Source organism: Geodermatophilus sp. DF01-2, from assembly GCF_004571065.1.
Classification (GTDB): Bacteria; Actinomycetota; Actinomycetes; order Mycobacteriales; family Geodermatophilaceae; genus Geodermatophilus.
This window is the reverse complement of record NZ_SPQN01000010.1, coordinates 13,196-39,416: the sequence shown is the minus strand read 5'-3', so window position 1 is coordinate 39,416 and position 26,221 is coordinate 13,196. Positions and strand designations below refer to the sequence as shown.

Below are 26,221 nucleotides of genomic sequence, written 5' to 3'. Positions count from 1 at the left end.
ACCGCAGGCGGGACGCCGGTGTCCCGCACACGGTGGGTCGGTGCCTCGTTACCGAGGAGGGCGAGCCGCCGGTGTCATCGCCGGCCGTGGCCGACCGGCTGGCTGCCGGTGTCGGCGTCGGGCCTGGCGACCGCCGGCTGCACGAGCGTCGGCGGGTCGACCCGCGACGGCGCCGTCGAGGCCGTGCTGCCGCCCGTGGGGACCGAGGGGATCTGCTGGGTCTGCTGCGGCGACGGTGGCACCTGCTGCGTCGGGGCGTCGGCGGCCGGCTGCACGGCGGGCTGCGTCGGCGGTGCCGGGGGACGCGTGGGCTGCCGGGCCGCGGCGGCCTCCCCGTTGCCCGTGGGGGGCTCGGGCCGCTGCGCCGGCTGCGGCGCGGTGGTCGCTCGCACCGCCGGCTGCTGGGCCGTCACCGGGCCGACCGGCTGCTGCCGCGGCTGCTCGTCGCGCGCCGGTTCCGGCTGGTTCTGCGGGGTTCGCGGGGTGGGCTGGGGGCGGGCCTGCGCCGGAGCAGGCGGCCGGGAGCCGGTCTGCGACTCGGGCCGGCGATCGCTGAGGTCGGGCAGCCGCTCGAGCAGCCGGCGGGCCTCGAGCAGCCGGCCGGCGAGCTCGTCCCGCACGGCGCGGACGGCCGCCGCGCCCGCCTCGGCGTCGCTGACCACCCGGGCGGCGTGCTGCTCGGCCGCGGCGACCCGCTGCCGGGCAGCCTCGGCCGAGGAGCGGTCCCGCTCGTCCTCCAGACGTGCGGCCTCCTGCCGGCGCGCCCGCTGGGCGATCTCGAAGTCCTCCTCGACCTTCGCCCGCCGGGCCTGGGACTCGGCGTCGAGCCGGGCGACCTTCTCCTGGGCCTTGGCGACCAGCTCGTCGGCGCGGATCTGCGCCTTGCTGGCGATCTGCTCGGCGCTCTGCCGAGCCTCGGCGATCATCCGGTCGACCTCGCCCTGGCCGGCCGCGTGCCGCTCGTGCATCGCCCGTTCCTCGGCGGCGGTGTGCTCCCGCAACGCCTGGGCCTCCTGCTCGGCGGCCCGGCGGATCTCCGCGGCCTCCTCCTCGGCGAGCTGCAGCATGTGCTGGATGCGCTCACTGATGTTCTCGAAGGTGGGCGGCCCGGACGACGCCGCCTTGCGGCGCAGTGAGTCGATCTCCCCATGCAGTGCCGAGAGCTGACCGGCCAGGTCGGCCGAGCGGCTCATCGCGGCGTCGCGGTCGGCCAGCGCCACCTGGATGTCGGCCTCGAGGCGCTCGATCGTCTCGGCCACCTGGTGCCGGTCGTAGCCCCGGAGCACCACGTCGAACGAGTGCTGGGCCTCGCGCATCGGCAGCATGTCGCGGCGGGGATCGGTCATGCGGTCATCCTCGCAGAGTCGGCGAGGGAACTCGGCGTGTCGCCGGGCCCCTCCTTGCAGGGTGCCAGCCCCGCCCGACCGCCCGCCACGGGCCCGCGGCCGTCCCGCCGGGGAGCCCGGCGGGACGACCGCTGGCACGCAGCACCCTGTGGCCCCTGCAGGGCCCGGCCCTCGCGTCGGCCGCCTCCGGGCACCGCCCCGAGCCCGCGAGGGATGGGGAGGAGGAGATCCTTCGACGAAGGGCTCGGGGCGCGGGTCCTCCTACGAGTGGCCGGGGACGGGGTCCCTCCTCACACGCCCCGGAACCGGTTGATGGCGGCGAGGTGCTTCTTCCGCTTCTCGGCGTCCTTGACGCCCAGCCCCTCCTCGGGGGCGAGGGTGAGCACACCGACCTTGCCCTGGTGCAGGTTGCCCTTGACGTCGCAGGCGGCCTGGCCGACCTCGTCCATCGGGTAGACCTTCGACAGGGTGGGGTGGATGAGGCCCTTGTCGATGAGCCGGTTGGCCTCCCACGCCTCCTTGTAGTTGGCGAAGTGCGAGCCGACGATCCGCTTGAGGTTCATCCAGAGGTAGCGGTTGTCGTACTGGTGCATGTAGCCGGTTGTCGAGGCGCAGGTGACGATCGTGCCGCCCTTCTTGGTCACGTAGACGCTGGCCCCGAAGGTGTCCCGGCCCGGGTGCTCGAAGACGATGTCGACGTCGTCGCCGCCGGTGAGCTCCCGGATCTTCTTGCCCAGGCGCTGCCACTCCTTGGGGTCCTGGGTGTCCTCGTCCTTCCAGAACTGGTACTTCTCCGCCGAGCGGTCGATCACCAGGTCGGCGCCCATGGACCGCACGATGTCGGCCTTCTCCGGGCTGCTCACGACGCAGACCGGGATCGCGCCGCCGTTGAGCGCCATCTGGGTGGCGTAGGAGCCCAGGCCGCCCGACGCCCCCCAGATCAGGACGACGTCGCCCTGCTTCATCGCCGCGCCGTTCTTGCTGACCAGCTGCCGGTAGGCCGTCGAGTTGACCAGCCCGGGCGCAGCGGCCTCCTCCCAGGTGAGGTGGGCCGGCTTGGGCATGAGCTGGTTGCTCTTCACCAGCGCCAGCTCGGCGAGGCCGCCGAAGTTGGTCTCGAAGCCCCAGATCCGCTGCTGCGGGTCCATCATCGTGTCGTCGTGGCCGGCCGGGTCCTCCAGCTCCACCGACAGGCAGTGCGCGACCACCTCGTCGCCGGGCTTCCACTTGTTGACGCCGGGGCCCACCCGCAGGACCACGCCGGCCAGGTCCGACCCCACCACGTGGTAGGGCAGGTCGTGCCGCCTGGTCAGCTCGGAGACCCGGCCATAGCGCTCGAGGAACCCGAACGTCGAGACGGGCTCGAAGATCGACGTCCAGACGGTGTTGTAGTTCACCGAGGACGCCATGACGGCGACGATCGCCTCGCCCGGGCCGAGCTCCGGCGTCGCCACCTCCTCGACGTGCAGCGACTTGCGCGGGTCCTTGTCCTTCGTGGGCAGGCCCTCGAACATGTCCTGCTCGTCCTTGCGGACCAGCACGGCGCGGTAGGACTCCGGCACCGGCAGCCCGGCCAGGGCGTCGGTCTGGTCGGCGAGGATGGCGTCCCTGATGTCGTTCACTCGGTCTCCCGGGTCTTCGTCGCTCGTGAGTCGGTCGAGGCGGTGCAGTGGCGCGAGATGTTACCGGTGGGTAGGTAGAGCGTCAGCTCCCCGGTCGGGCAGGTCAGTGCCTGCCCGGTGCCGGCTCGACCAGCTCGACGAGGACACCGCCGGCGTCCTTGGGGTGGACGAAGTTGACCCGGCTCTCCGACGTACCGCGTTTCGGGGCGTCGTAGAGCAGCCGCAGGCCGCGCTCGCGCAGCGTCGTGCTGACCGCCTCGACGTCGGCCACCCGGAAGGCCAGCTGCTGCAACCCGGGACCCGATCGGCCGATGAACTTCGCGATCGTCGACTCCGGGGTCAGCGGCGCGAGCAGCTGGATGCGGGTGTCGCCGTCCCCGACGGCGAGCATGGCCTCGCGGACGCCCTGCTCCTCGTTGACCTCCTCGTGGACCGAGTGCACGCCGAAGGCCTGGGCGTAGAAGGCCAGCGCCTCGTCCAGGTCCGGGACGGCGATGCCGACGTGGTCGATGGTGGTGAACAGCTCGGCCGGCAGGCCGGTGCGCGGGTCGGTGGTCACCGCGGCATCTTCCCCAACGAGACGTCTGAGACGACAGGTGGGTCCGCGACCGCGTGAGACCCTCGTCACGCCGGTGACCACCCCGCCCTCCGCGTCCTATCCTCTGCGGGATGGACGCCGCGCCCCCCGGCGCGGCGGTACCGGCCACGCGGTCGCCAGCGTCGGCGGCCCCGCTCTGGAGGCAGCCCATGTCCCGTTCGGTCCTCGTCAGCGGCGCCCGCACCCCGATGGGGCGGCTGCTCGGCTCGCTCAAGGACTTCTCCGCCGCCGACCTCGGCGGCGTCGCCATCAAGGCCGCGCTCGAGCGCGCCGGCATCTCCGGCGAGCAGGTCGACTACGTCATCATGGGGCAGGTCATCCAGGCCGGCGCGGGGCAGAACCCGGCCCGCCCCGCCGCGGTCGCCGCTGGCATCCCGATGTCGGTGCCCTCGCTGACCGTCAACAAGGTCTGCCTCTCCGGGCTCAACGCCATCGCGCTGGCCGACCAGCTCATCCGCGCGGGCGAGTACGAGGTCGTCGTCGCCGGCGGCATGGAGTCGATGACCCAGGCGCCGCACCTGCTGGCCAACTCGCGCACCGGCACCAAGTACGGCGACACCCAGCTCGTCGACGCCATGGCCCACGACGGGCTGTCGGACACCTTCGACCAGGTGGCGATGGGCGAGCTGACCGAGAAGGCCAACGCCCGCTACGACCTCACCCGCGAGGAGCAGGACACCTTCGCCGCGGAGAGCCACCAGAAGGCCGCGCGCGCGGCCAAGAACGGGGTGTTCGACGAGGAGATCACCCCGGTCCTCATCCCGCAGCGCAAGGGCGACCCGATCGAGTTCCGCGAGGACGAGGGCATCCGCCCCGACACGACCGCGGAGAGCCTGTCGAAGCTCAAGCCGGCCTTCGCCAAGGACGGCACCATCACCGCCGGCTCGGCCTCGCAGATCTCCGACGGTGCATGCGCGGTCGTCGTCATGAGCGCCGAGAAGGCCGCCGAGCTGGGGATCACCCCGATCGCCGAGATCGGTGCGCACGGCGTTGTCGCCGGGCCCGACGCGACCCTGCAGAGCCAGCCGTCCAGGGCGATCCAGAAGGCGTGCGAGCGGGAGGGCATCGACCCCAAGGCCCTGGACCTCGTCGAGCTCAACGAGGCCTTCGCGGCCGTGGGCATCGTGTCCACCCGCGAGCTGGGCATCGACCCGGAGAAGGTCAACCCGAACGGTGGCGCGATCGCCCTCGGCCACCCGATCGGCATGAGCGGTGCACGGATCGTGCTCGACCTGGCGCTGGAGCTGCGTCGCCGCGGTGGCGGTGTCGGCGCCGCCGCGCTGTGCGGCGGTGGCGGGCAGGGTGACGCGCTGATCCTGCACGTGCCCGCCAAGGCGTGAGCTCGGAGGGCATCGCAGTCCAGACACCCGGCTCCGCCGCCCCCCGTGGGCGGCGGAGCCGTCGCGCGGTCGACGTCCCCGACCTCGTCGCCCGCGCCCGGGACGGCGAGGCCCGCGCGGTGGCCCGGCTGATCTCCCTGGTCGAGGACGCCAGCCCCGCGCTGCGCGAGGTCGCCGCGGCGCTGGCCCCGCACACCGGGCGCGCCCAGGTCGTCGGGCTGACCGGCTCGCCCGGCGTCGGCAAGTCCACGACGACGACGGCACTCGTGCGCGCGTACCGGCGGGCGGGTCGGCGGGTCGGCGTGCTGGCGGTCGACCCGTCGTCCCCCTTCTCCGGCGGGGCGCTGCTCGGCGACCGGGTGCGCATGCAGGACCACGCCGGGGACGCCGGCGTCTACATCCGCTCCATGGCCTCCCGCGGGCACCTGGGCGGGCTGGCCTGGGCCACGCCACAGGCCCTGCGCGTGCTCGATGCCGCCGGGTGCGACGTCGTGCTGGTCGAGACCGTCGGCGTCGGGCAGTCGGAGCTGGAGATCGCCTCGCTGGCCGACACCACGCTGGTGCTGCTCGCCCCGGGCATGGGCGACGGCATCCAGGCGGCCAAGGCCGGGATCCTCGAGGTGGCCGACGTCCTGGTGGTGAACAAGGCCGACCGGGACGGCGCCGACCAGACCGTGCGCGACCTGCGCTACATGCTCTCGCTGGGCGGCCGGCACGAGCTCACCGGCGCCTGGCGCCCGCCGATCCGCCGCACCGTGGCCGCCGACGACACCGGTATCGACGCGCTCGTCGAGACCGTCGAGGAGCACCGCGGCTGGCTGGAGTCCTCGGGGGAGGGGCACCGCCGGCGGGCCGGTCGCGCGGCCCGCGAGATCGAGGCGATCGCGCTGGCGGGGCTGCGGGAGCGGATGGGCGACGTCCGCGGCTCGGCGGCCCTCGGGGCGCTGGCCGAGCAGGTGGTCGCGGGGCAGACCGACCCGTTCCGCGCGGCGGACGCGCTGCTCGCGCAGCTGTGAGTCGCTGAGGGCAGGATGGCGGGGTGAACGGGCCATGGCATTGAACGGCAAGCCGGACGCCGTCGTCGTCGGGAGCGGACCGAACGGGCTGGCCGCGGCCCTGCGCCTGGCCGCCGCCGGGCTGCGGGTGCAGGTCGTCGAGGCGGCCGAGCGCCCCGGCGGGGGAATGCGCACCGAGGAGCTCCTGCGGCCGGGCTACCGGCACGACATCTGCTCGATCGTGCAGCCGATGGCCGCCGCGGCACCGTTCTTCCGCGAGTTCGACCTGGCCGCCCGCGGCGTCCGGCTGGTCCAGCCGGAGGTCAACTACGCGCACCCGCTGGACGGCGGGCGGGCCTCGGTCGCGTACCGCTCGCTGGAGGAGACCGCCGCCGGCCTCGGCGTCGACGGGCCGGCCTACCGCCGTCTGTTCGGGCCGCTGGTCGAGCACGGCACCGACGTCGTCGACTTCTTCCTCACCAGCCGGCTGCGCCGCCTGCCGACCCGCAGCGTGCCGCAGATCGTCCAGTTCGGGCTCAACGGGCTGCCCAACGTGCGCTGGTTGGCGCACCGGTACTTCGAGACCGAGGAGGCCCGGGCGCTGTTGGGCGGGGCGGCCGCGCACGGGATGCTCGACCTGACCCAGCCGCTGACCTCCGCGCTGGGAATGCTGCTGACGATGCTGGGCCACCACGTCGGCTGGCCGCTGGTCGAGGGCGGGTCGCAGAACCTCGCCGACGCGATGGTGACCGCTCTGGAGCAGCAGGGCGGCGAGGTGGTCACCGGGCACCTGGTCACCGACCTGCGCGAGTTCGACGGCGTGCCGGCCGTGCTGCTGGACACGACGCCCGAGGCCTTCGTGGCCATGGCCGGCGACCGGGTGCACGAGGGCTACCGCCGCTGGGTGCGGCGCTACCGGCACGGCGCGGGCGTGTTCAAGGTCGACTGGATCCTCTCCGAGCCGGTGCCCTGGACCAACCCGGACGTCCGGCGGGCCGGGACGATCCACGTCGCCGGGACCCTGGAGGAGACGATCGCCGGCGAGCGCGCGCCCAACCAGGGGCGGCTCACCGACCGCCCGTACGTGCTCGCCGTCCAGCCGACGGTGCCCGACCCCACCCGGGCGCCGGACGGCGGGCACGTCTTCTGGGCCTACGTGCACGTGCCGCACGGCGCCGACGTCGACATGACCGGAGCGATCGAGGACCAGGTGGAGCGCTTCGCGCCGGGGTTCAAGGACACGATCGTCGAGCGGGCCACGAAGAACGCCGTCCAGATGGAGGCGTGGAACCCCGCCTACCTCGGCGGGGACATCTCCAACGGCCAGGCGACGCTGCGGCAGATGCTGGCCCGGCCGGTGCCGCGCTGGAACCCCTACAAGACGCCGGTGCGGGGGGTCTACCTCGCGTCGTCCGCGACGCCTCCGGGGCCCGCGGTGCACGGCGCCTGCGGCGACAACGCCGCCCAGGTGGCACTGCGGGAGGTCTTCGGCCTGCGGCACGTGCCCGCGCTGCGCCCCGCGCCCGACTCTGCAGCCTGACGTCGTCGAGATGCGGCCGGTGGCTGCCACCGGGGTCGCCGAAGCAGCGCTCAGGCGGATCTCGGTGCAGCCAGCGCCGCGGCGATGCGCGTCAGCAGCTGTGCCGGTCGGTACACGTCCGCGGCCGTCACGAAGACGACCCGCCACCCGGCCGCGGTGAGCCGGTTGAGGCGGGCGCGGTCGCGGGCCACGTTCTGCGGCTGGCCGTGCCAGGCGCCCTCGTACTCGACGGCGAGGCGGTGCTCGGGCCAGGCGAAGTCGACCCGCGCGACGAAGCGGCCCTCGGCGTCCCGGACCGTGTGCTGGGCGACCGGCGGCGGCAGGGTGGAGGCGTGCAGCACCAGCCGCAGCCGCGTCTCCTGAGGTGACTCGGCGAGACCATCCGCGCGTGCCGCGGCGTCGCGCGCCCGGCGGCAGCCCCGGCCGGTCGCCGTCGCAACCGCGCCCCGGACGTCGGCGAGCCCGACCAGTCCGGTCCGCACCAGGGCGTCGAGGGCGACGACGGCGTCCACGGGCGGAAGGGTCCGGGCCAGGTCCAGTGCCGTGCGCAGCGGGGTCGTCACCGGCACCGCGCGAGTGCGGGTCACGGCGTCGGCCGGCAGCGGACGGCGGGTCACGCGGACGCCGGTCACGGCGCCTCCACGGCAGGCCGGCGGGACGGTGACCTCGACGTCGTCCTCCGGGGTCCTCGCGTCGACGCCCCAGAGCGCGGCGGCGCTGCGCCCGCTGGCGACCGCGCCCGGCAGCAGCAGCCGGGTGACCGCCAGTGCCCGGATGGCGTGGGTGACCTCGAGGCCGGCGCAGGCGTAGACGTCGGGGTACAGCCGCCGCCAGGCCGAGCTCCTCAGCTGGGCCGGGGTGAGCAGCCCCTCCCGCACGACGGAGGAACCGCAGAAGACCCGGCCGCGCAGCGGGGGAGGCGAGGAGGGAGGTCGGGGCACCGGGGGACCCTGCACCACCGGGCCGGGATCGCGAGCTGGCTGTCCACAGGCCGGCGCCGAGATACGGCTGACCGCGGCTTCCCGGCCGAGGAAGAGCGCCACGGGACGCATCTCGGTGTCCCACGCAGCAGCCCCCGTAGCGTGTGGACCCATGGTCCGTCCGCTGGGGTTGCCGTTCGATCCCATCGAGCGCGCCGGGGAGACCTGGGAGCAGCGCTTCGGCCCGGCCGCGGCGATGCGCGCCGCGACGTCGGTGTTCCGCGTGCAGCAGATCCTGCTCGCCCGCTTCGACGAGGTGCTGCGGCCGCACGCGCTGACCTTCGCCCGCTACGAGGTGCTGGTCCTGCTCACCTTCAGCCGCACCGGGGAGCTGCCGCTGAAGGTGATCGGCAGCCGGCTGATGGTGCACCCCACGAGCGTCACCAACGCCATCGACCGGCTGGTCGCGGCCGGCTACGTCGACCGCCGGCCCAACCCCGCCGACGGGCGCGGCGTGCTGGCGTCGATCACCGACCGCGGCCGGGCCGTCGTCGAGACGGCGACCGCTGCGCTGACCGGCCTGGACTTCGGGCTGGGCGACGTCCCCGACACCGAGCTGGACATGCTCTTCGCCATCCTCAAGCGGGTCCGCCTGGGAGCCGGTGACGTGGCGGGCGGCGAGCCGGCGGCCCGCTGAGCGGCTGCCCCGCCACCCCCGACGCCGCCTTCACGGCGGTGGGATGATCGAGGTCATGCAGCCGACCCGTTCCGGACGCCCCGACCCGCGCGCGCAGGCGCAGCAGGCGCAGCTGGCCGCCTCACTCGCAGGTGCGGTCGACCTCGCCGCCGTCAAGGCCCGCTCCGAGGCCGCGGCGCGGGCCCAGGCGGCGCCTCCGCCCGGCGCCGCCGCTCCGGCCGGCGCCCCGGGTGCCGCCGTCGTCGACGTCACCGAGGCCACCTTCCAGGCCGAGGTGCTCGACCGGTCCTTCCAGGTACCGGTCGTGCTGGACCTGTGGGCGGAGTGGTGCGGCCCGTGCAAGCAGCTGTCCCCGGTGCTGGAGCGGCTGGCCGCGGAGGGCGGCGGCTCGTGGGTGCTGGCCAAGGTCGACGTCGACGCCAACCCTGCGCTGGCCCAGGGCCTGCGGGTGCAGGGCATCCCCGCGGTGAAGGCGGTCTGGCAGGGCCAGCTGGTCGCCGAGTTCACCGGCGCCATCCCCGAGGAGCAGGCCCGGCAGTTCGTCACCGAGCTGGTGCGCGCCACTACCGGCGGCGCCGTCCCGGGCGACGGCGCCCCCGAGGCCGCCGAGGCCGACGACCCCCGCCTGGACGCCGCCGAGGCCGCCCTCGAACGCGGCGACCTGACCGCCGCGGAGGCCGCCTACCAGGCGATCCTCGACGCCGAGCCCGACCACCCGGTCGCGGGCCTCGCGCTGCGCCAGGTGCAGCTGTTCCGCCGCGCCGACGAGGCCGGGCCGGACGCACTCGCCGCCGCCGACGCCGCCCCGGACGACGTCGCCGCGCAGGCCCGTGCCGCGGACTTCCAGCTGGGCACCGGGGACGTCGAGGGCGCCTTCGACCGGCTGCTCGACGTCGTCCGCCGCACCGCCGGGGAGGACCGCGATCGGGCGCGCCGGCACCTCGTCGACCTCTTCGGCGTCGTCGGCGACCAGGACCCGCGGGTCGCCGCGGCCCGCCGCCAGCTCACCCTCGCGCTCTATTGACAGAGGGCCCCCTGCTCCCCACCCCTCGCTCCGCTCGGGGCGGTGCCCTGGAGGGGGCCGTTCCAGTGCGTCACCTGGCTGCGGTGCGGTCCGGAGGACCGCAGTGTCATAGCCCGACGTCGCAGGCGGCGGCGCCGTCGAAGAAGCCGTTGCGGAACAGGTCGACCAGCTGGAAGCCGGTCAGCTCGACCTCCGGCACCACCGACGGGTCGGTGCCGTAGGTGAGCAGGAACTGCACGGCCTCGTCGATGTCGCCGGGAGAGATGTCGGCCGCCTCCAGCTCGCCGTCGAAGAAGGCCCGGGAGAACCACCCGGTGAGGCAGACCGCCGACCGGATCGCCGCCTCGTCGTCGGTGGACAGCCCCAGCTGCTCCCGCGCGGCCAGCGCGTAGGGCAGCGAGGCAGCGGTGATGACGGCGTAGTCGGCGCTCTCCAGCTGCTCGTAGGCGGGGCCCACCAGGTCCCGGACGTCGTAGCCGACGAGGTCCTCGTCGGCACAGAGCACCAGGTCGCGGTCGTCGGGAGCGCAGGTCGGCGCAGTGCCGGCGAACGGCTCGAGCGTCGGCGACACGAAGGTCTCGCCGAACTCCGCGGCGAAGGCCCGGTCCCAGAACTCCGGCAGCGCCTCGGCCGCGTACTGCTGCGCCAGGCCGAACGGCGCGTTCCCGCCGCTCGCCGCCTCGTTCGCGGTCGAGAACGCATCCTGGGTGTAAGGACGCTGGGCGGTGAACTCGTCCCGGCAGACGGTCGGGCCGGCGTCGAAGCCCTCCTGGAACGCCGAGACCCGGTCGAAGTACGAGCCGTGCGCGGCCTCGGTGGTGACACCCACCGGGTCGCGCAGCAGCAGGTAGCCGCGCAGGACCTCGTCCAGCTCGGGTGCGCGGATCTGCGAGTGCTCGGCCTGCCCGTCGGCCACCCACGCCGTCCAGGCGCCGGCGAAGCAGTCGGCCTGGGTCTCCACCGAGATCGAGTCGTCGGGGTAGCCGACCCGGCCCTGCACGGCGTGGCCGAACTCGTGGGCCATCACCAGCGCGGGGATGAAGCGCCCGTACTGTTCGGCCAGCTCTTGCAGGAAGGCGCGGTCGTAGCTGATCGAGTCCGAGTTCGGTGCGTCCGGCGCCTGGCAGTAGAAGGCGTTGCTCTCGACGTCGCGGGGGTCCTCGCCGCAGCCGATGCCCTGAGGGTACGCGGCGGGGTCGACGTCGTCCGGGTCGACGCTGAAGTAGCCGCCCTGGAGGGGCACGAACTCCTGGCCGAAGACGTCGGGGAACTGCTCGGTCCAGTAGGTCTCGAGGTCGGCGAGGGCGTTGCGCGCCAGGACGTCGACCGGCTCCTCGGTGGCGCCGGCGACGCCCACCTCGCCCGGGGGGACGTCGGCGGCCGGTGGCTGCGCGGCGCTCGGCCGGCCGACGACGACGACCGAGCATCCGGACACCAGCAGCAGAGCGGCCGTGGCCAGCAGGGCCACGGCCGCCCGGCGCAGGCGAGAGTCAGGCATGTCCCTGGGATCGTCCCACCGGGGTAGCGCCGTCGCCCACGGAGCTGCAGTGCCGGGCGCTGGCGCGGCCCCGTGACGTACTGGAGCGGCCCTCCTGCAGTGTCTCGCCGGTCCCGTCCAGAGGCTCGCCGCGAGCTTGCGAGCGGTGAGGAGGACGGGGTCCTTCTACGAGTGGTGTGGGCAGGATGGTCCTGCTACTCGTGCACGAACCAGACGGTGCCCAGCGGCGGGGCCGTCAGCGTCGCCGAGCAGGGCTGGCCGTGCCACGGCTCCGCGACGGCCTCGATGCCGCCCATGTTGCCGCTGCCGGAGCCGCCGTAGCCCGCCGCGTCGGTGTTGAGGACCTCGCGCCAGGAGCCGGGCCGGGGCAGGCCGATCCGGTATCCGTGGTGGGCGCTGCCGGCGAAGTTGGCCACGCAGGCCAGCGCCTGGCCGTCCGTGCCCGCGCCCCCCGCGCCGGGGCCGGCGTAGCGGAGGAAGGACAGCACGTTGCCCGAGGCGTCGTTGGCGTCGATCCACTGGAACCCGGCCGGGTCGACGTCCTGCGACCACAGGGCCGCCGTCTCCTTGTACCGGGCGTTGAGGTCGGTCACCAGCTGCAGCACGCCGCGGTGCGCGGGGTCGTCGAGGTGCCACCAGTCCAGCGAGCGGCTCTCGGCCCACTCGGCGTCCTGGGCGAACTCCGAGCCCATGAACAGCAGCTGCTTGCCGGGGTGGGCCCACATGTACGCCAGGTAGGCGCGCAGGTTGGCCAGCTGCTGCCAGCGGTCGCCGGGCATCTTCCGCAGCAGCGAGCCCTTGCCGTACACGACCTCGTCGTGGCTGATCGGCAGCACGTAGTTCTCGGAGTAGGCGTAGATCATCGAGAACGTCAGCTGCCCGTGGTGGTAGCTGCGGTGCACCGGCTCCTTGGACATGTAGGCCAGCGAGTCGTGCATCCACCCCATGTTCCACTTGAAGCCGAAGCCCAGGCCGCCGAGGTGGGTGGGTCGGGTGACGCCGGGCCAGGCGGTCGACTCCTCCGCGATGGTGACCACGCCGGGCACCTCGCGGTACACGGTCGCGTTCATCTCCTGCAGGAACGCCATGGCCTCGAGGTTCTCCCGGCCACCGTGCACGTTGGGCACCCACTCGTCGCGCGAGTAGTCCAGATAGAGCATCGAGGCCACCGCGTCGACCCGGACGCCGTCGACGTGGAACTCCTTGCACCAGTACAGCGCGTTGGCGACGAGGAAGTTGCGCACCTCCGAGCGGCCGAAGTCGAAGACGTAGGTCCCCCAGTCCAGCTGCTCGCCGCGGCGCGGGTCGCCGTGCTCGTAGAGCGGCGTGCCGTCGAAGCGGGCCAGCGCCCAGTCGTCCTTGGGGAAGTGGGCCGGGACCCAGTCGACGATGACGCCGATCCCCGCCTGGTGCGCCCGGTCGACGAGGTACCGGAAGTCGTCGGGGCTGCCGTAGCGGGCGGTGGGGGCGTAGTAGGAGGTGACCTGGTAGCCCCACGACCCGCCGAAGGGGTGCTCGGCGACCGGCATGAACTCGATGTGGGTGAACCCGTGCTCGACGACGTAGTCGACGAGTTCGTCGGCGAGCTGGCGGTAGGACAGCCCCTGCCGCCACGAGCCGAGGTGCACCTCGTAGACGCTCATCGGCCGCTGGTGCCAGTCGCCCCGGGCCCGCTCGGTCAGCCACTCGTCGTCGTTCCACTCGTGGGCGGACTCGGTCACCACCGAGGCGTTGAGCGGCGGAACCTCGGTCTCGAAGGCCAGCGGGTCGGACTTGTGCCGCCACACGCCGTCGCGGCCGAGCACGTGGTAGCGGTACTTGGCGCCCACCGCGACGCCGGGGATGAAGATCTCCCAGACGCCGGAGGAACCGAGCGAGCGCATCGGGTAGGCGCGGGCCTGCCAGTAGTCGAAGTCGCCGGTCACCCGCACGCCCTGGGCATTGGGCGCCCAGACGGCGAAGGAGACGCCCTCGACCCGGTCGCGGGGGGTGTCGTAGCGGCGCACGTGCGAGCCGAGGACCTCCCACAGCCGCTCGTGCCGCCCCTCGCGGATGAGGTGCTGGTCGAGCTCGCCGACCGTGGGCAGCCAGCGGTAGGGGTCGTCGGCGACGAAGGTGGTGGTGCCGTGCTGGCTGTCGGGGTAGGTCACCTCGAGGCGGTAGTCACCCGGCTGCTGCGGCAGCCGGGCCTCGTAGACCCCACCGCCGTGGATCTGCTGGGCGTCGTACCGCGACCCGTCCTCGTCGACGACGGCCACCGAGACCGCGTCGGGGCGCAGCGTGCGGACCACCCAGCCGTCGGCCGCGGGGTGGGCGCCGAGCACGCTGTGCGGGGCGTGGGACCAGCCCTCGACGACGGCGCGCAGCTGCTCCTCGCTGACCTCCGCGGGCGCCTCCTGCTGGACCAGTCCCTCCTCGGCGGGGGCCTGTCCCTCGGGGACGGTCGCGGCCGCCACGGCCGACCCGCTGCCCGCGGAGCCGTCCTCGGCGGGGACGCTCTCGGCGGGTGGGGTGTCGACAGGAGGCGTCTCGGCGGGCGGGGTCTCGGCCGGGCCGGGGCCGCCGTCCTCGTCCGGCGCCTGCGGGGTGCTCGGCTCGGCGGGGTCGGGGCTCGGCGGCTCGGGCTGCCCGGCCGGGGCGCCGCTCGGGCTGCCCGGCTCGGCGATCGGTGCCGGGGCGACCACCGGCGTCGCCGTGCCGCCCTGCTCGGCGACGACGTCGCCCTGCGCGGCCTTCTTCCGCGGCGCGCGCTTGGCCGTGGTCCTCTCCGCCGCCGTGGTGCTCTTCTTGGCAGCGGCCGTCTTCTTCGCAGCCGTCGTCTTCTGCGCGGCGGGAGTCTTCTTCGCCGTCGCCCGCTTGCGCGCCGGGACGGCGTTGACGACGGGGCCCTCTTCGGCCGCCTCGGCCTGGGCGGTCTTCTCCTCGACGACGGCCTGCAACTCCTCCTTGGTCGCGGGGGGCCGCGCGCCGGAGTCGATGGTGGGCTCGGTCGCGCCGGTGGCCCTGTCCTCGGTCGTCCCGTCGGGGGATGTCATCGCGTCGCCGTCCTCTTCGGTGCCGATGTGTCGGGGGTCATGTCTCACGCGCGCTGGTCCGCAGCGGTGATCCGGGACAGCGACTGCAGCGGGATCATCAGCCAGTGCGGGCGGTTGCGCGCCTCGTAGACGCACTCGTAGACGGCCTTGTCCGCCTCGAAAGCCCGCAGCAACGGGCTGTCGCCGCAGGCGTCCATCCCGCTCGCGGCCGCGTAGCCCGCGCAGAACGCGCTCCTGTTGCGCTCTGCCCACTCCTGGGCGCGGTATGCGCGCTGGGGGTCCTCCGGCTGCTCGACGAGCATGTGACGCGCGGCGTAGTCGAAGCTGCGCAGCATCCCGGCGACGTCGCGCATCGGACTGTCGAGCTCGCGGCGCGCGGCCAGCGGGCGGGCCGGCTCACCCTCGAAGTCGAGCACGACCCACCCGGTGGCGGTCCGCAGCACCTGGCCCAGGTGCAGGTCGCCGTGCACCCGCTGGCGCACGACGCGCTCGGGGCTGTCGGCCACGGCCGCGTAGACGGCGCGCAGCCCGTCGGCGTACTCGGCCAGCTGCGGGACGACGTCGATCGCCGCCTCCAGCCGCGCGGTCATCTGCTCGGCCACGCGGCCGAACCAGGCGGGATCGGCGTTCTCGGTCGGCAGCACCTCGGCCATGTCGGCGTGCACCGAGGCCGTGGCCGCGCCCAGCCGCTCGCTGTCGGCGGCGAAGTCCCCGCCCACCTCGTCGGCGTGCAGGTCGCCCTCGGCGTACAGGTCCCGCACGCTGGCCGTGGCCAGCCGCCATCCGTCGCTGGCGTTCGGCACGAAGGTCTGCAGCATCGCGACCGTCGCCGGCTCGGCCGTCGGGTCGGGGTCGTCGATCTCGATGGAGCCCAGCAGCGGCGCGATGTGCGGGTTGTCGGTCTTGCGCAGCGCGTCGTGGATCTCGACGTCCGGATTGAGGCCCGGCTCGAGCCGGCGGAAGAGCTTGAAGATCGCCTCGGAGCCGTAGACCAGGGACGTGTTGCTCTGTTCGGTCGAGACGATGTCGCCGGGCAGCCCTTCGGGCACGGAGGAGACCCCGGCCGGGTGGAAGTGCATCGGTCCGATCGTCGAGGCGGTGACCAGGTGGGCCAACCACGGCGGGGTGGCGTCCCGGTCCCGCATGGCGTCGTAGGCGTAGTTCTCCCGGTCCTGGCCCGGGACGGCGCCGATGAACGCCGAGGCGAGCTCCTCGACCGGGTGGTCGCGCCACGACAGCGGCACGAGGTACGTCTCGGTCGCGCCGTCGGTGTAGGTGACCCGCACCCGGTGCACGGAGAGCACCGGGTCGGCCTGGTCGATGAGGAACCCCTCCTCGGAGACCTCCGCCCACTCGCGGCCCTTGCCGCCGAACCAGCGCTGGTGGGGCATCCACTCCCGGAGGAGGTCGGTCAGGGCTGTGCTCATCGGGGTCCTCCGGTGCTGGGCGGGGCGTCGTCGCCGGTCCGGGTGTCGCTGTCGCCGGGGATCTCCTCGGCCGCGGTGACCAGGCCGGCAGCCAGCAGTGACTCGGCGACGGGGCTGGCGGCCGTGGTCTGGGGCTCCTCCGGCTCCTCCGGCTCCTCCACCGGCTCGGCGGGCTTGGCGAGCTCGAACCAGTAGAAACCGTGGCCGGAGAGGGTGAGCATGTAGGGCAGAACGCCGATCTGCGGGAACTCCACCCGGCCGGTGAGCTCGACGGGGGTGTAGCCCTCGAAGCGGCGCAGGTCCAGCTCCACCGGCTGCGGGAACCGGGAGAGGTTGTTCACGCAGAGCACCACGTCGTCGCCGAACTCGCGGACGAAGGAGAGCACCGTCGGATTGCGCGAGCCGATCTCGGCGTAGCTGCCCAGGCCGAACGTGGGGTGCTGCTTGCGCACGTGGATCATCTGCCGCAGCCAGTGCAGCATCGAGTTGGTGTTGCGCAGCTGCGACTCGACGTTGGTGACCTGGTAGCCGTAGACGGGGTCGGCGTTGAGCGGCAGGTACATCCGCTGCGGGTCGGCCGTGGAGAAGCCGCCGTTGCGGTCCGGCGTCCACTGCATGGGGGTGCGGACGCCGTCGCGGTCACCGAGCCAGATGTTGTCGCCCATCGCGATCTCGTCGCCGTAGTACAAGACCGGCGACCCGGGCAGCGACAGCAGCAGCGCGTTGAACAGCTCGAGGGTGTCCATGTCGTTGTCCAGCAGCGGTGCCAGCCGGCGGCGGATGCCGATGTTGGCCTTCATGCGGGGGTCCTTGGCGTACTCCGCCCACATGTAGTCGCGCTCCTCGTCGGTGACCATCTCGAGGGTCAGCTCGTCGTGGTTGCGCAGGAAGATGCCCCACTGGCAGTTGTCCGGGATCTCCGGCGTCGAGGCCATGATCTCCGAGATCGGGAACCGCTGCTCCCGCCGGACGGCCATGAACAGCCGCGGCATCACCGGGAAGTGGAAGGCCATCTGGCACTCGTCGCCGTCCTCGCCGAAGTACTCGACGACGTCGGCCGGCCACTGGTTGGCCTCGCACAGCAGGACCCGGTCGGGGTAGTCGGCCTCGACGACCTTGCGGACCTGCTTGAGGATCTCGTGGGTCCCCGGCAGGTTCTCGCAGTTGGTGCCTTCTTCCTCGATCAGATAGGGCACGGCGTCCAGCCGGAAGCCGTCGATGCCCAGGTCCAGCCAGAATCGCAGGGCGTCCAGGATCGCCTCGATCACCCGCGGGTTCTCGAAGTTGAGGTCGGGCTGGTGGGAGAAGAACCGGTGCCAGAAGTACTGCTTGCGCACCGGGTCGAAGGTCCAGTTCGAGCTCTCGGTGTCGACGAAGATGATCCGGGCGTCGGCGTAGCGGGTGTCGTCGTCGCTCCACACGTAGAAGTCGCCGTAGGGGCCCTCGGGGTCGCTGCGGCTGGCCTGGAACCAGGGGTGCTGGTCCGAGGTGTGGTTCATGACGAAGTCGATGATCACGCGGATGCCACGGGCGTGGGCGGCGGCGAGGAACTCGGTGAAGTCCTCGATGTCACCGAACTCCGGTAGCACGGCGGTGTAGTCGCTGACGTCGTAGCCGCCGTCACGCAGCGGGGAGGCGAAGAACGGCGGCAGCCACAGGCAGTCGACGCCCAGCCACTGCAGGTAGTCCAGCTTGTCGATCATGCCCCGCAGGTCGCCGACGCCGTCGGCGTTGCTGTCGGCGAAGCCGCGCACCAGCACCTCGTAGAACAGTGCGCGCTTGTACCACTCGGGGTCGGTGCCGGGCGCCGGCAGCGCCGAGGCCGGCACGGGGGAACCGGCCTCGGGGAGGTCGGAGTAGGGAACGGTCATCAGATGCAGTCGCCCTTGACGTGGATCGGCGGATGGGAGCAGAAGGACCTCGTCCTCCTCACCCCTCGCCAGCTCGGGGTGGGCCTCGGGAGGAGGCCAGCGCGAGTGGCGGTGGCGAGGGCGGCCTCCTTGCAGGGGCCCGCTGCGAGCTTGCGAGTGGCGGGGGGCAAGGGGGTCCTTTTCTAGGAGACCGGCGGTGGCACCTGCACCGGCCGGGAGTGGGTGACGGAGAAGACGTGCGCCGGCTCCCGGTAGGGGTCGAGCTCGACGTAGTTGAACTGGCCCCAGTCGTAGGCGGCGCCGGTCAGCTCGTCGGTCACGGTGAACCGCTCGTACCAGTCCAGCCCGAGCGCCGGGAGGTCGAGAGCCGTCGTCCCGATCTGGGTGTTGTGGCTGTCGAGGGCCACGACGACGAGGACGGCGTCCTGGGATCCGGGATCGGTCTTGGTGAAGCAGATCAGGTTCGGGTTGTCCACCGAGTGGAACCGCAGCGTGCGCAGCTGCTGCAGGGCGGGGTGGGCGCGACGGATCTCGTTGAGCCGGCGCAGGTAGGGCGCGAGGCTGCGACCGGACGCCTCGGCCGCGGCGAAGTCGCGCGGCCGCAGCTGGTACTTCTCGCTGTCGAGGTACTCCTCGCTGCCGGGGCGCACGGCGACGTGCTCGAAGAGCTCGTAACCCGAGTAGACCCCCCACGTCGGACTCATCATCGAGGCCAGCACGGCGCGGATCTTGAACATCGGCGGGCCGCCGAACTGCAGCGACGCGTGCAGGATGTCCGGGGTGTTCACGAAGAAGTTGGGCCGCATGTAGTGGCAGTTGGCGGCCAGCTCGCGGCCGTAGTCCTCGATCTCGCCGCGCTCGGTGCGCCACGTGAAGTACGTGTAGGACTGCGTGTACCCGATGCGGGCGAGCTGGTGCATCATCGCCGGCCGGGTGAAGGCCTCGGCGAGGAAGAGGACGTCCGGGTCGGTCTCCTTGACCGTCCAGATCAGCCAGTGCCAGAAGTTCAGCGGCTTGGTGTGCGGGTTGTCGACGCGGAAGATCCGCACCCCGGCGTCGATCCACACCCGGATGACCCGCAGGCACTCGGCGTAGATGCCCTCGGGGTCGTTGTCGAAGTTGACCGGGTAGATGTCCTGGTACTTCTTCGGCGGGTTCTCCGCGTAGGCGATGGTCCCGTCGGGCTTGGTGGTGAAGAACTCGGGGTGCTCGGCGACCCACGGGTGGTCCGGCGCGGCCTGGAGCGCGAAGTCCAGCGCCACCTCCATGCCCAGCTCCCGCGTGCGGTCGACGAAGGCGCGGAAGTCCTCCGTCGTGCCCAGCTGCGGGTGGACGGCGTCGTGCCCGCCCTCCGCGCTCCCGATGGCCCACGGCGAGCCCGGGTCGTCGGGCCCGACCTCGTACGGGTTCCCACCGGGGAACTGGGCCGTGTTCGGGCCCTTGCGGTTGACCGTGCCGATCGGGTGGATCGGCGGCAGGTAGACGACGTCGAAGCCCATGTCGGCGACCGCGGGCAGCCGGTCGGCGGCGGTGGCGAAGGTGCCGTGCGTGGGCCTGCCGCCGACGACGGGGCCGGTGGACCGCGGGAAGAACTCGTACCAGGAGCCGAACAGCGCGCGGGGCCGGTCGACCCACACCTCGTACCGCGGCCCGGCGGTGACCAGCTCCCGCACCGGGTGCTCGTGCAGGTACTCCTGCAGCGCGGCGGCCAGCGCCGGCGCGACCCGGGCGGGCAGCTCCCGGGAGGTGTCGCGCAGCGCGGCGGCGGCGTCGGCCACCCGCGCCTTCCAGTCGCCGTCGGCCTCGGCGGCCACCCGGTCGAGCAGTCGGGCGCCCTCCTCCAGGTCGTTGGCCAGCTCCTCGGGGCCCTGACCGGCCGCCATCTTCACCTCGACGGCGTGGTGCCACGTCGCCAGCGGGTCGCTCCAGGCCTCCACCCGGAAGCTCCACCTGCCCTCGCGGTCGGGCATGACCGTGGTCAGCCACCGGTCGGGCTGGTCGCCGAAGGGGGCCATCCGGCGCAGCGGCTGCGGCACGCCGTCCTCGCCGGGTGGGGTCCACACCACGTTGGCGGCGACGGCGTCGTGGCCCTCGCGGAAGACGGTGGCGGTGATCGGCACGTGCTCACCGACCACGGCGCGGGCGGAGAACGCACCGCAGGACACGACGGGGGCGACATCGGTGATGCCGAGGCGGAGGTCAGCGCGGCCAGTCATCCCGGCCACGCTATCGAGGTCGCGGTCGGTGGGCACCTCGGCGGGAGGGCCGGGTCCGCACGGCCGGTCGCCGTCCTGGCGAGGTGTCCCCGGCCCGTCGACGCGACCCTGTGACGGTCCCCGGCCGTGGATAGTCTCGCCCCGTGCGTGCTCTCCGCCGGTTCACCGTCCGGGCGTCCCTCCCCGAGGAGCTGGTGCCGCTGTCCCAGCTGGTGACGAACCTTCGCTGGTCGTGGCATGCCGAGACGCGGGACCTCTTCGAGGCCCTGGACCCCGAGCTGTGGCGGAGCTGCAACGGGGACCCGGTGCAGGTCCTCGGCGAGGTCTCGGCCGAGCGGCTGGCCACCCTCGCCAAGGACCGGCGGTTCGTGCGCCGGCTGCAGGACGTCGTCGACGACCTCGAGGAGTACCTCTCGGCGCCGCACTGGTACCAGTCGCTCGGGGACGGGGCCCCCGCGACGGTCGCCTACTTCTCCGCCGAGTTCGGCATCACCGAGGTGCTGCCGCAGTACTCCGGCGGCCTGGGCATCCTCGCCGGTGACCACCTCAAGGCCGCCTCCGACCTCGGCGTCCCGCTGGTCGGCGTCGGGCTGCTCTACCGGGCCGGCTACTTCGAGCAGGGCCTGTCGGCCGACGGGTGGCAGCTGGAGCACTACCCGTCCCTGGACCCGCACGGCCTGCCGCTGAAGCTGCTGCGCCAGTCCGACGGCACCGCCGTCGTCGTCAACGTCCCGCTGCCCGAGGGGCGCACGCTGTTCGCGCACGTGTGGCGGGCGCAGGTCGGCCGGGTCTCGCTGCTGCTGCTCGACAGCGACATCGAGGAGAACGCGCCGGCCGAGCGCGGCGTCACCGACCGCCTCTACGGCGGCGACGAGGACCACCGGCTGCGCCAGGAGATGCTGCTGGGCATCGGCGGTGTGCGGGCGCTGCGGGCGTACTGCCAGCTCACCGGGACGCCGGCGCCGGAGGTCTACCACGCCAACGAGGGGCACGCGGGCTTCCTCGGCATCGAGCGGATCCGCGAGCTGACCGAGACGCACGGGCTCTCGTTCGCCGAGGCGCTGCAGGCGGTGCGCGCCGGCACGGTCTTCACCACCCACACGCCGGTGCCCGCCGGCATCGACCGCTTCCCGCGGGCGCTGATCGAGCGCTATTTCGCCGGCTTCGGCGTCCCCCTCGAGCACCTCATCCCGCTGGGTGCGGAGGAGGATCCGGCGAAGTTCAACATGGCGCACATGGGCCTGCGGCTGGGTCAGCGCGCCAACGGCGTCAGCCGGCTGCACGGCTCCGTCAGCCGGCACATGTTCAGCTACCTGTGGCCGGGCTTCGACGAGTCCGACGTGCCGATCAGCTCGATCACCAACGGCGTGCACGCGCCCACCTGGACCGCGCGGGAGCTGGTCGAGATGGGCACCCAGGTGAGCAACCAGGGCGACCCGGTCGACCTCGAGGGCCCGGTGTGCTTCGACGGCGTCGACCGCATCCCCTCCGGGGAGCTGTGGAGCACCCGCCGGATGCTGCGCGGCCGGCTGGTCGAGGAGGTGCGCCGGCGGCTGCGCGAGACCGCGCTGGCCCGCGGCGCGGCGGAGTCCGAGGTGGGGTGGACCGAGAGCGCGTTCGACCCCGACGTCCTCACCATCGGCTTCGCCCGCCGGGTGCCCTCGTACAAGCGGCTGACCCTCATGCTGCGCGACCCGGAGCGGCTCAGGGCCCTGCTGCTCGACCCGGAGCGGCCGGTGCAGCTGGTCATCGCCGGCAAGAGCCATCCGGCCGACGACGGCGGCAAGCAGCTGATCCAGCAGATGGTGAAGTTCGCCGACGACCCCGGGATCCGGCACCGGATCGCCTTCCTGCCCGGCTACGACATCGGGATGGCCCGCTACCTGTACTGGGGCTGCGACGTCTGGCTGAACAACCCGCTGCGCCCACTGGAGGCGTGCGGCACCTCCGGGATGAAGGCCGCGCTCAACGGCGGGCTCAACCTCTCCATCCGCGACGGCTGGTGGGACGAGTGGTTCGACGGCCAGAACGGCTGGGCCGTCCCGACCGCCGACGGCATCGCCGACCCCGAGCGCCGCGACGACGTCGAGGCGCGGGCGATCTACGAGCTGCTGAGCAGCCAGGTGATCCCGCGTTTCTACGAGACCGACCGCGACGGCGTGCCGAGCCGGTGGGTGGAGATGGTGCGGCACACGCTGCGCGAGACCGGCCCGAAGGTGCTGGCCACCCGGATGGTCCGCGACTACGTGCAGCAGCTGTACGTGCCGGCGGCCGGCTCGTCCCGCGCGATGGCCGAGGGCGGCTACGGCGCGGCCCGCACCGAGGCCGGGTGGCGTGCCCGGCTGCTCGACCGCTGGAGCACCGTGCGGGTGGCGCACGTGGAGGCCACCGGTGCGGGGGACACCCCGGAGATCGGCTCGACGCTGGCGCTGCGGGCCGAGGTGGAGCTGCCGGGCCTGTCGCCGTCCGACGTCCAGGTGCAGGCGGCGTACGGGCGGGTGGACGACGCCGACGGTCTGCACGAGGTGACCACGCTGCCCATGGCGCACGAGCACACCGATGGGTCGCGGCACTGGTTCACCGCCACGCTGCCGCTGGAGCGCACCGGTGCGTTCGGGTACACCGTCCGCGTGCTGCCGCACTCGGAACACCTGGCCGATCCGGCGGAGCTCGGGGTCGTCGCGAGCGCATGAGAAAGGGAGGTCCTTGCTCACGGGCGGCACACCCGCCACGCCGGTCGCAGGGGTCCCGCCGGCCCGTCCGGTGATCGGCGTGGCGGGGAGGACCGGTCACCCGGTCGGGTGAGTCGCATCTAGGCTGGAGGCCATGCCCGACCGCTGTGAAGTCCTGCCCGGAGACTCCGTCGTCGCCCGACGCGGAGGCGGTCTGCTCTGGGCCGACGCGCCGGGGTCCCCGGCCCTGGTCGCCGCCCTGCACGCCTGCCTGGGGGTCTCCGGCCCCGGTGCCGAGCGGGTGCTCGGCGCGGTCGCCGGTCAGGTCGCGGCGCTCGGGGGCGGCTCGGCGTCGTTCGCGCTCGTCCTGGTCGACACCGGGGCCGGCACCGGCAGCGGTACGGGCACGGCGCTGTGGTCCGGCAAGGGGCAGCCCGCTGTGGACGGGGTCCCGGTGTCGGGCACCTCGGTCGACGGCTGCACCCTCGCCACCGGCTTCCAGCTCGGGCAGACCCTCTACGTCGGCCCCGGCCAGCCGGTGCCCACCATGCCGCCGGGTGTCTCCTACGACCTGGTCGAGGGCACCGTCCCCGGCTCCGGGGCGATGCTGCAGCTGGCCGCGGTGGCACACCCCTCGTCGGCCGGTGCCCCGCAGTCGTCGACGCCGTCCTTCACCGCCGGTTCCGATGCCGGCTTCGGCGGTGCGGGCTCTTCGGGCTACGGCGCCACCGCGGCTCCGTCGCGGCAGGAGGACGAGGGCGAGGCGACCGCCTTCTGGAAGCCCGACGCGCCGCCCGCCCCGGTCCTGCGCTTCGACGACGGCCTGGTCGTGACCGTCGACGAGGACCTCGTGCTCGGCCGCCGGCCGGACAACCACGAGCTGGTCACCGGCGGCTCGGCGCGCCCGGTGCCGATCGCGGACACGCAGAACGTCCTCTCCTCGGCCCACGCCGCGATCCAGCGCAGCGGGCGGGAGGTGTCGCTGGTCGACCTGGGCTCGCTCAACGGCACGCACGTCGCCGGCCCGGAGGCGACCGAGTGGACCCAGCTGGAGCCCGGTGTGGCCCACCCCCTCTCCGACGGCGACCGCCTCCTGCTGGGATGGACGGTCATCACCTTCGAGCAGCAGTCCGACTGAGGGACGACACCGCGATCCAGCGGATCGCACCGGGGTGGCTCTTGCGGTGTTCCCGCCGCTCGTGCGGTCGTGCAGCACCGCTGGAGCGCGTGCAGCACCGCAAGAGCCGCGATGCGGTCCGGGTAGACGGCCAGATCATCGTCAAGGCCGGCGGAGGACGCGCAGCAGCCAGACGCAGCGCGACGGCACCTCGATCGGGCCGGGGGCGACGACCGCCGGCCGCGGCGGCGCGCCGGTCGGGTACTCGGTCGAGACGACGAACTCGTAGCCGTCGGCCCACGGCGGGCCGGGCAGGTTCACGGTCACCGGGTCGGGGCCGGCGTGCAGTTGCACGAGGTAGGAGTCGTCCTGCACCGGCCGGCCGCGCTCGTCGCGGTGCCGGATGCCGCGGCCGTCGAGGTACATCCCGACCGTCTGCAGCCCCGTGTCGAACCAGTCCGCGGTGGTCAGCTGCGCCCCGCCGGGCGCGAACCAGGCGAGGTCCCGGGTACCGCCGGTGCCGGGCAGCTCGTGGCCCTCGAAGAAGGCCTCCTGGCGCAGCACGGGGGAGTTCCGGCGCACCCGCACCAGGCGGGCGACGAAGGCGCGCAGGTCCTCGTCGACCCGGGCCCAGTCCAGCCAGGACATCTCGCCGTCCTGGCAGTAGGCGTTGTTGTTGCCCCGCTGGGTGCGGCCCAGCTCGTCGCCGGCGGTGAGCATCGGGACGCCGGTCGACACCAGCAGCGTGGTCAGGTGGTTGCGCACCTGCCGGGCCCGCAGCGCGGTGACCTCCCGGTCGGAGGCATCGCCCTCGACGCCGCAGTTCCAGTTCCGGTTGTGGCTCTCGCCGTCCCGGTTGTCCTCGCCGTTGGCCTCGTTGCGCTTGTGCTCGTAGGTGACCAGGTCGGCCAGCGTGAACCCGTCGTGGGCGGTGACGAAGTTGACGCTGGCGAAGGGCCGGCGGCCGTCGGAGCGGTAGAGGTCGGAGGAGCCGGTCAGCCGGTAGGCCAGGTCCCGGACCCCCACGTGTGCGCCGGACCACACATCGCGGACGGTGTCGCGGTACCGGCCGTTCCACTCGGTCCACAGCGGCGGGAAGTTGCCGACCTGGTAGCCGCCGGGGCCGACGTCCCAGGGCTCGGCGATCAGCTTGACCCGGCTGACCACGGGGTCCTGGTGGACGACGTCGAAGAACGCCGACAGCCGGTCGACGTCGTGCAGCGAGCGGGCCAGGGCCGAGGCGAGGTCGAAGCGGAAGCCGTCGACGTGCATCTCGGTGATCCAGTAGCGCAGCGAGTCCATGAGCAGCGCGAGCACCTGGGGACGGCGGACGTCGAGGGTGTTCCCGCACCCGGTGTAGTCCTGGTAGCGGCTGGGGTCGCCCTCGCGCAGCCGGTAGTAGCCGCCGTTGTCGATGCCCTTGAACGACAGGGTCGGGCCGGTGTGGTCGCCCTCGGCGGTGTGGTTGTAGACCACGTCGAGGACGACCTCGATGCCGGCCGCGTGCAGCGTCCTCACCATCGCCTTGAACTCGGTGACCTGCTGGCCCCCGGCCCCTGCGGAGCTGTAGGCGGTGTGCGGGGCGAAGTAGCCCAGGGTGTTGTAACCCCAGTAGTTGGTCAGGCCGCGGCGCAGCAGGTGCGGCTCGCTGACGAAGTGGTGCACCGGCAGCAGCTCGACGGCGGTCACGCCGAGCGACTGCAGGTGCTCGACGAACGCCGGGTGCGCCAGGCCCGCGTAGGTGCCGCGCAGCGGGGGCGGGACGTCGGGGTGGCGCATCGTCGCCCCCTTGACGTGCACCTCGTAGATGACCGTGTCCGACCACGGGGTGGCGGGCCGTCGGTCGCCGTCCCACGGGAACGGGTCGTGCACCACCACCCCGCGCGGCACGTACGGCGCGGAGTCGCGCGGGTCGGGCCCCTCGCCGCCCTCGAACCGGAAGCCGAACAGGGCCGGGTGCAGGGCCAGCTCGCCGTCCACCGCGCGGGCGTAGGGGTCCAGTAGCAGCTTGGCGGGGTTGTGCCGCAGCCCCGAGCGGGGGTCCCAGACGCCGTGCACCCGGTAGCCGTAGCGCTGGCCGGGACCGACGCCGGGCAGCCGGCCGTGCCAGACCTGGTGGGTGGTCTCCTGCAGCCGGTGGCGGTGCTCGGTGCCGTCGCGGTCGAACAGGCACAGGTCGACGGCGTGCGCACCGGCCGACCAGAGGGCGAAGTTGGTGCCCGTGCCGTCCCAGTGCGCGCCCAGGGGCGCGGGGGAGCCGGGCCAGACCTCCACGTCGTCCGGGCTGCTGCGCACCCGGTGAT

General features: G+C 73.3%; 17 protein-coding genes. 7 read left to right on the top strand and 10 right to left on the bottom strand.

Going from position 1 to position 26,221, the window contains the following annotated elements; translation table 11 throughout:
* Window positions 1-74 precede the first annotated feature (74 nt).
* The 3 genes from E4P41_RS05215 to mce all read right to left on the bottom strand — a co-directional run bounded on the left by E4P41_RS05215 (window position 75) and on the right by mce (window position 3,527).
* Entirely contained in the window at window positions 75-1,346 is a 1,272-nt protein-coding gene (locus E4P41_RS05215; protein ID WP_135139869.1) for a hypothetical protein, read from the bottom strand.
* Window positions 1,347-1,636: 290 nt separating this feature from the next.
* Window positions 1,637-2,968 carry a crotonyl-CoA carboxylase/reductase gene (ccrA, locus tag E4P41_RS05210; RefSeq protein ID WP_135139868.1) on the bottom strand — a complete coding sequence of 444 codons (1,332 nt, stop codon included), beginning with the start codon at window positions 2,966-2,968 and terminating at the stop codon, window positions 1,637-1,639.
* 103 nt (window positions 2,969-3,071) lie between these two features.
* Entirely contained in the window at window positions 3,072-3,527 is a 456-nt protein-coding gene (gene mce, locus E4P41_RS05205; RefSeq protein WP_135139867.1) for a methylmalonyl-CoA epimerase, read from the bottom strand.
* Between the two features lie 188 nt (window positions 3,528-3,715).
* Between mce and E4P41_RS05200 the strand changes: the two genes are divergently transcribed.
* From E4P41_RS05200 to E4P41_RS05190, 3 genes are read left to right on the top strand one after another with little or no spacing between them, the layout of a single operon-like run.
* Window positions 3,716-4,906 carry an acetyl-CoA C-acetyltransferase gene (locus E4P41_RS05200; RefSeq protein ID WP_135139866.1) on the top strand — a complete coding sequence of 397 codons (1,191 nt, stop codon included), beginning with the start codon at window positions 3,716-3,718 and terminating at the stop codon, window positions 4,904-4,906.
* Window positions 4,903-5,922 (top strand): methylmalonyl Co-A mutase-associated GTPase MeaB, encoded by a 1,020-nt coding sequence (gene meaB, locus E4P41_RS05195; protein ID WP_245177120.1) that lies wholly within the window; start codon window positions 4,903-4,905, stop codon window positions 5,920-5,922. Before E4P41_RS05200 ends, meaB begins: the two co-directional genes overlap by 4 nt.
* A 34-nt stretch (window positions 5,923-5,956) precedes the next feature.
* The gene (locus E4P41_RS05190; protein ID WP_167760933.1) at window positions 5,957-7,441 is read left to right on the top strand and encodes an NAD(P)/FAD-dependent oxidoreductase; all 1,485 of its coding nucleotides are present in this window, start codon (window positions 5,957-5,959) and stop codon (window positions 7,439-7,441) included.
* A 50-nt stretch (window positions 7,442-7,491) separates the two neighbouring features.
* On the opposite strand, the gene E4P41_RS05185 is transcribed toward E4P41_RS05190, so the two are convergent.
* Entirely contained in the window at window positions 7,492-8,382 is an 891-nt protein-coding gene (locus E4P41_RS05185) for a type IV toxin-antitoxin system AbiEi family antitoxin (protein WP_245177119.1), read from the bottom strand.
* A 151-nt stretch (window positions 8,383-8,533) separates the two neighbouring features.
* Between E4P41_RS05185 and E4P41_RS05180 the strand changes: the two genes are divergently transcribed.
* Together E4P41_RS05180 and E4P41_RS05175 are read left to right on the top strand one after the other, a co-directional pair.
* The gene (locus E4P41_RS05180) at window positions 8,534-9,058 is read left to right on the top strand and encodes a MarR family transcriptional regulator (RefSeq protein WP_135139864.1); all 525 of its coding nucleotides are present in this window, start codon (window positions 8,534-8,536) and stop codon (window positions 9,056-9,058) included.
* Between the two features lie 55 nt (window positions 9,059-9,113).
* Window positions 9,114-10,082 carry a tetratricopeptide repeat protein gene (locus E4P41_RS05175; protein ID WP_135139863.1) on the top strand — a complete coding sequence of 323 codons (969 nt, stop codon included), beginning with the start codon at window positions 9,114-9,116 and terminating at the stop codon, window positions 10,080-10,082.
* A 106-nt stretch (window positions 10,083-10,188) separates the two neighbouring features.
* Here the strand turns inward: E4P41_RS05175 and E4P41_RS05170 are convergent, their stop codons facing one another.
* The 5 genes from E4P41_RS05170 to E4P41_RS05150 form a co-directional block, all read right to left on the bottom strand.
* Window positions 10,189-11,580, bottom strand: coding sequence for a neutral zinc metallopeptidase (locus tag E4P41_RS05170; protein WP_245177118.1), 1,392 nt, complete (start codon window positions 11,578-11,580; stop codon window positions 10,189-10,191).
* 194 nt (window positions 11,581-11,774) lie between these two features.
* On the bottom strand, window positions 11,775-14,615 hold the full coding sequence (glgB, locus tag E4P41_RS05165) for a 1,4-alpha-glucan branching protein GlgB (protein ID WP_135139862.1): 2,841 nt from the start codon (window positions 14,613-14,615) through the stop codon (window positions 11,775-11,777).
* Window positions 14,616-14,659: 44 nt separating this feature from the next.
* Window positions 14,660-16,042 (bottom strand): hypothetical protein, encoded by a 1,383-nt coding sequence (locus E4P41_RS05160; protein WP_135139861.1) that lies wholly within the window; start codon window positions 16,040-16,042, stop codon window positions 14,660-14,662.
* Window positions 16,039-17,913: a maltose alpha-D-glucosyltransferase gene (treS, locus tag E4P41_RS05155; protein WP_135139860.1), complete on the bottom strand. Its 1,875-nt coding sequence runs from the start codon at window positions 17,911-17,913 to the stop codon at window positions 16,039-16,041. Before treS ends, E4P41_RS05160 begins: the two co-directional genes overlap by 4 nt.
* Before the next feature lie 182 nt (window positions 17,914-18,095).
* Window positions 18,096-20,129, bottom strand: a complete 2,034-nt coding sequence (locus tag E4P41_RS05150) for an alpha-1,4-glucan--maltose-1-phosphate maltosyltransferase (protein ID WP_135139859.1) — start codon at window positions 20,127-20,129, stop codon at window positions 18,096-18,098.
* Between the two features lie 143 nt (window positions 20,130-20,272).
* On the opposite strand from E4P41_RS05150, the gene glgP reads away from it, so the two are divergent.
* Window positions 20,273-22,822: an alpha-glucan family phosphorylase gene (glgP, locus tag E4P41_RS05145; RefSeq protein ID WP_135139858.1), complete on the top strand. Its 2,550-nt coding sequence runs from the start codon at window positions 20,273-20,275 to the stop codon at window positions 22,820-22,822.
* Window positions 22,823-22,955: 133 nt separating this feature from the next.
* Window positions 22,956-23,939, top strand: coding sequence for an FHA domain-containing protein (locus E4P41_RS05140; protein ID WP_135139857.1), 984 nt, complete (start codon window positions 22,956-22,958; stop codon window positions 23,937-23,939).
* Window positions 23,940-24,080: 141 nt separating this feature from the next.
* Here the strand turns inward: E4P41_RS05140 and glgX are convergent, their stop codons facing one another.
* Entirely contained in the window at window positions 24,081-26,213 is a 2,133-nt protein-coding gene (gene glgX, locus E4P41_RS05135; protein WP_135139856.1) for a glycogen debranching protein GlgX, read from the bottom strand.
* Between the last annotated feature and the right edge of the window lie 8 nt (window positions 26,214-26,221).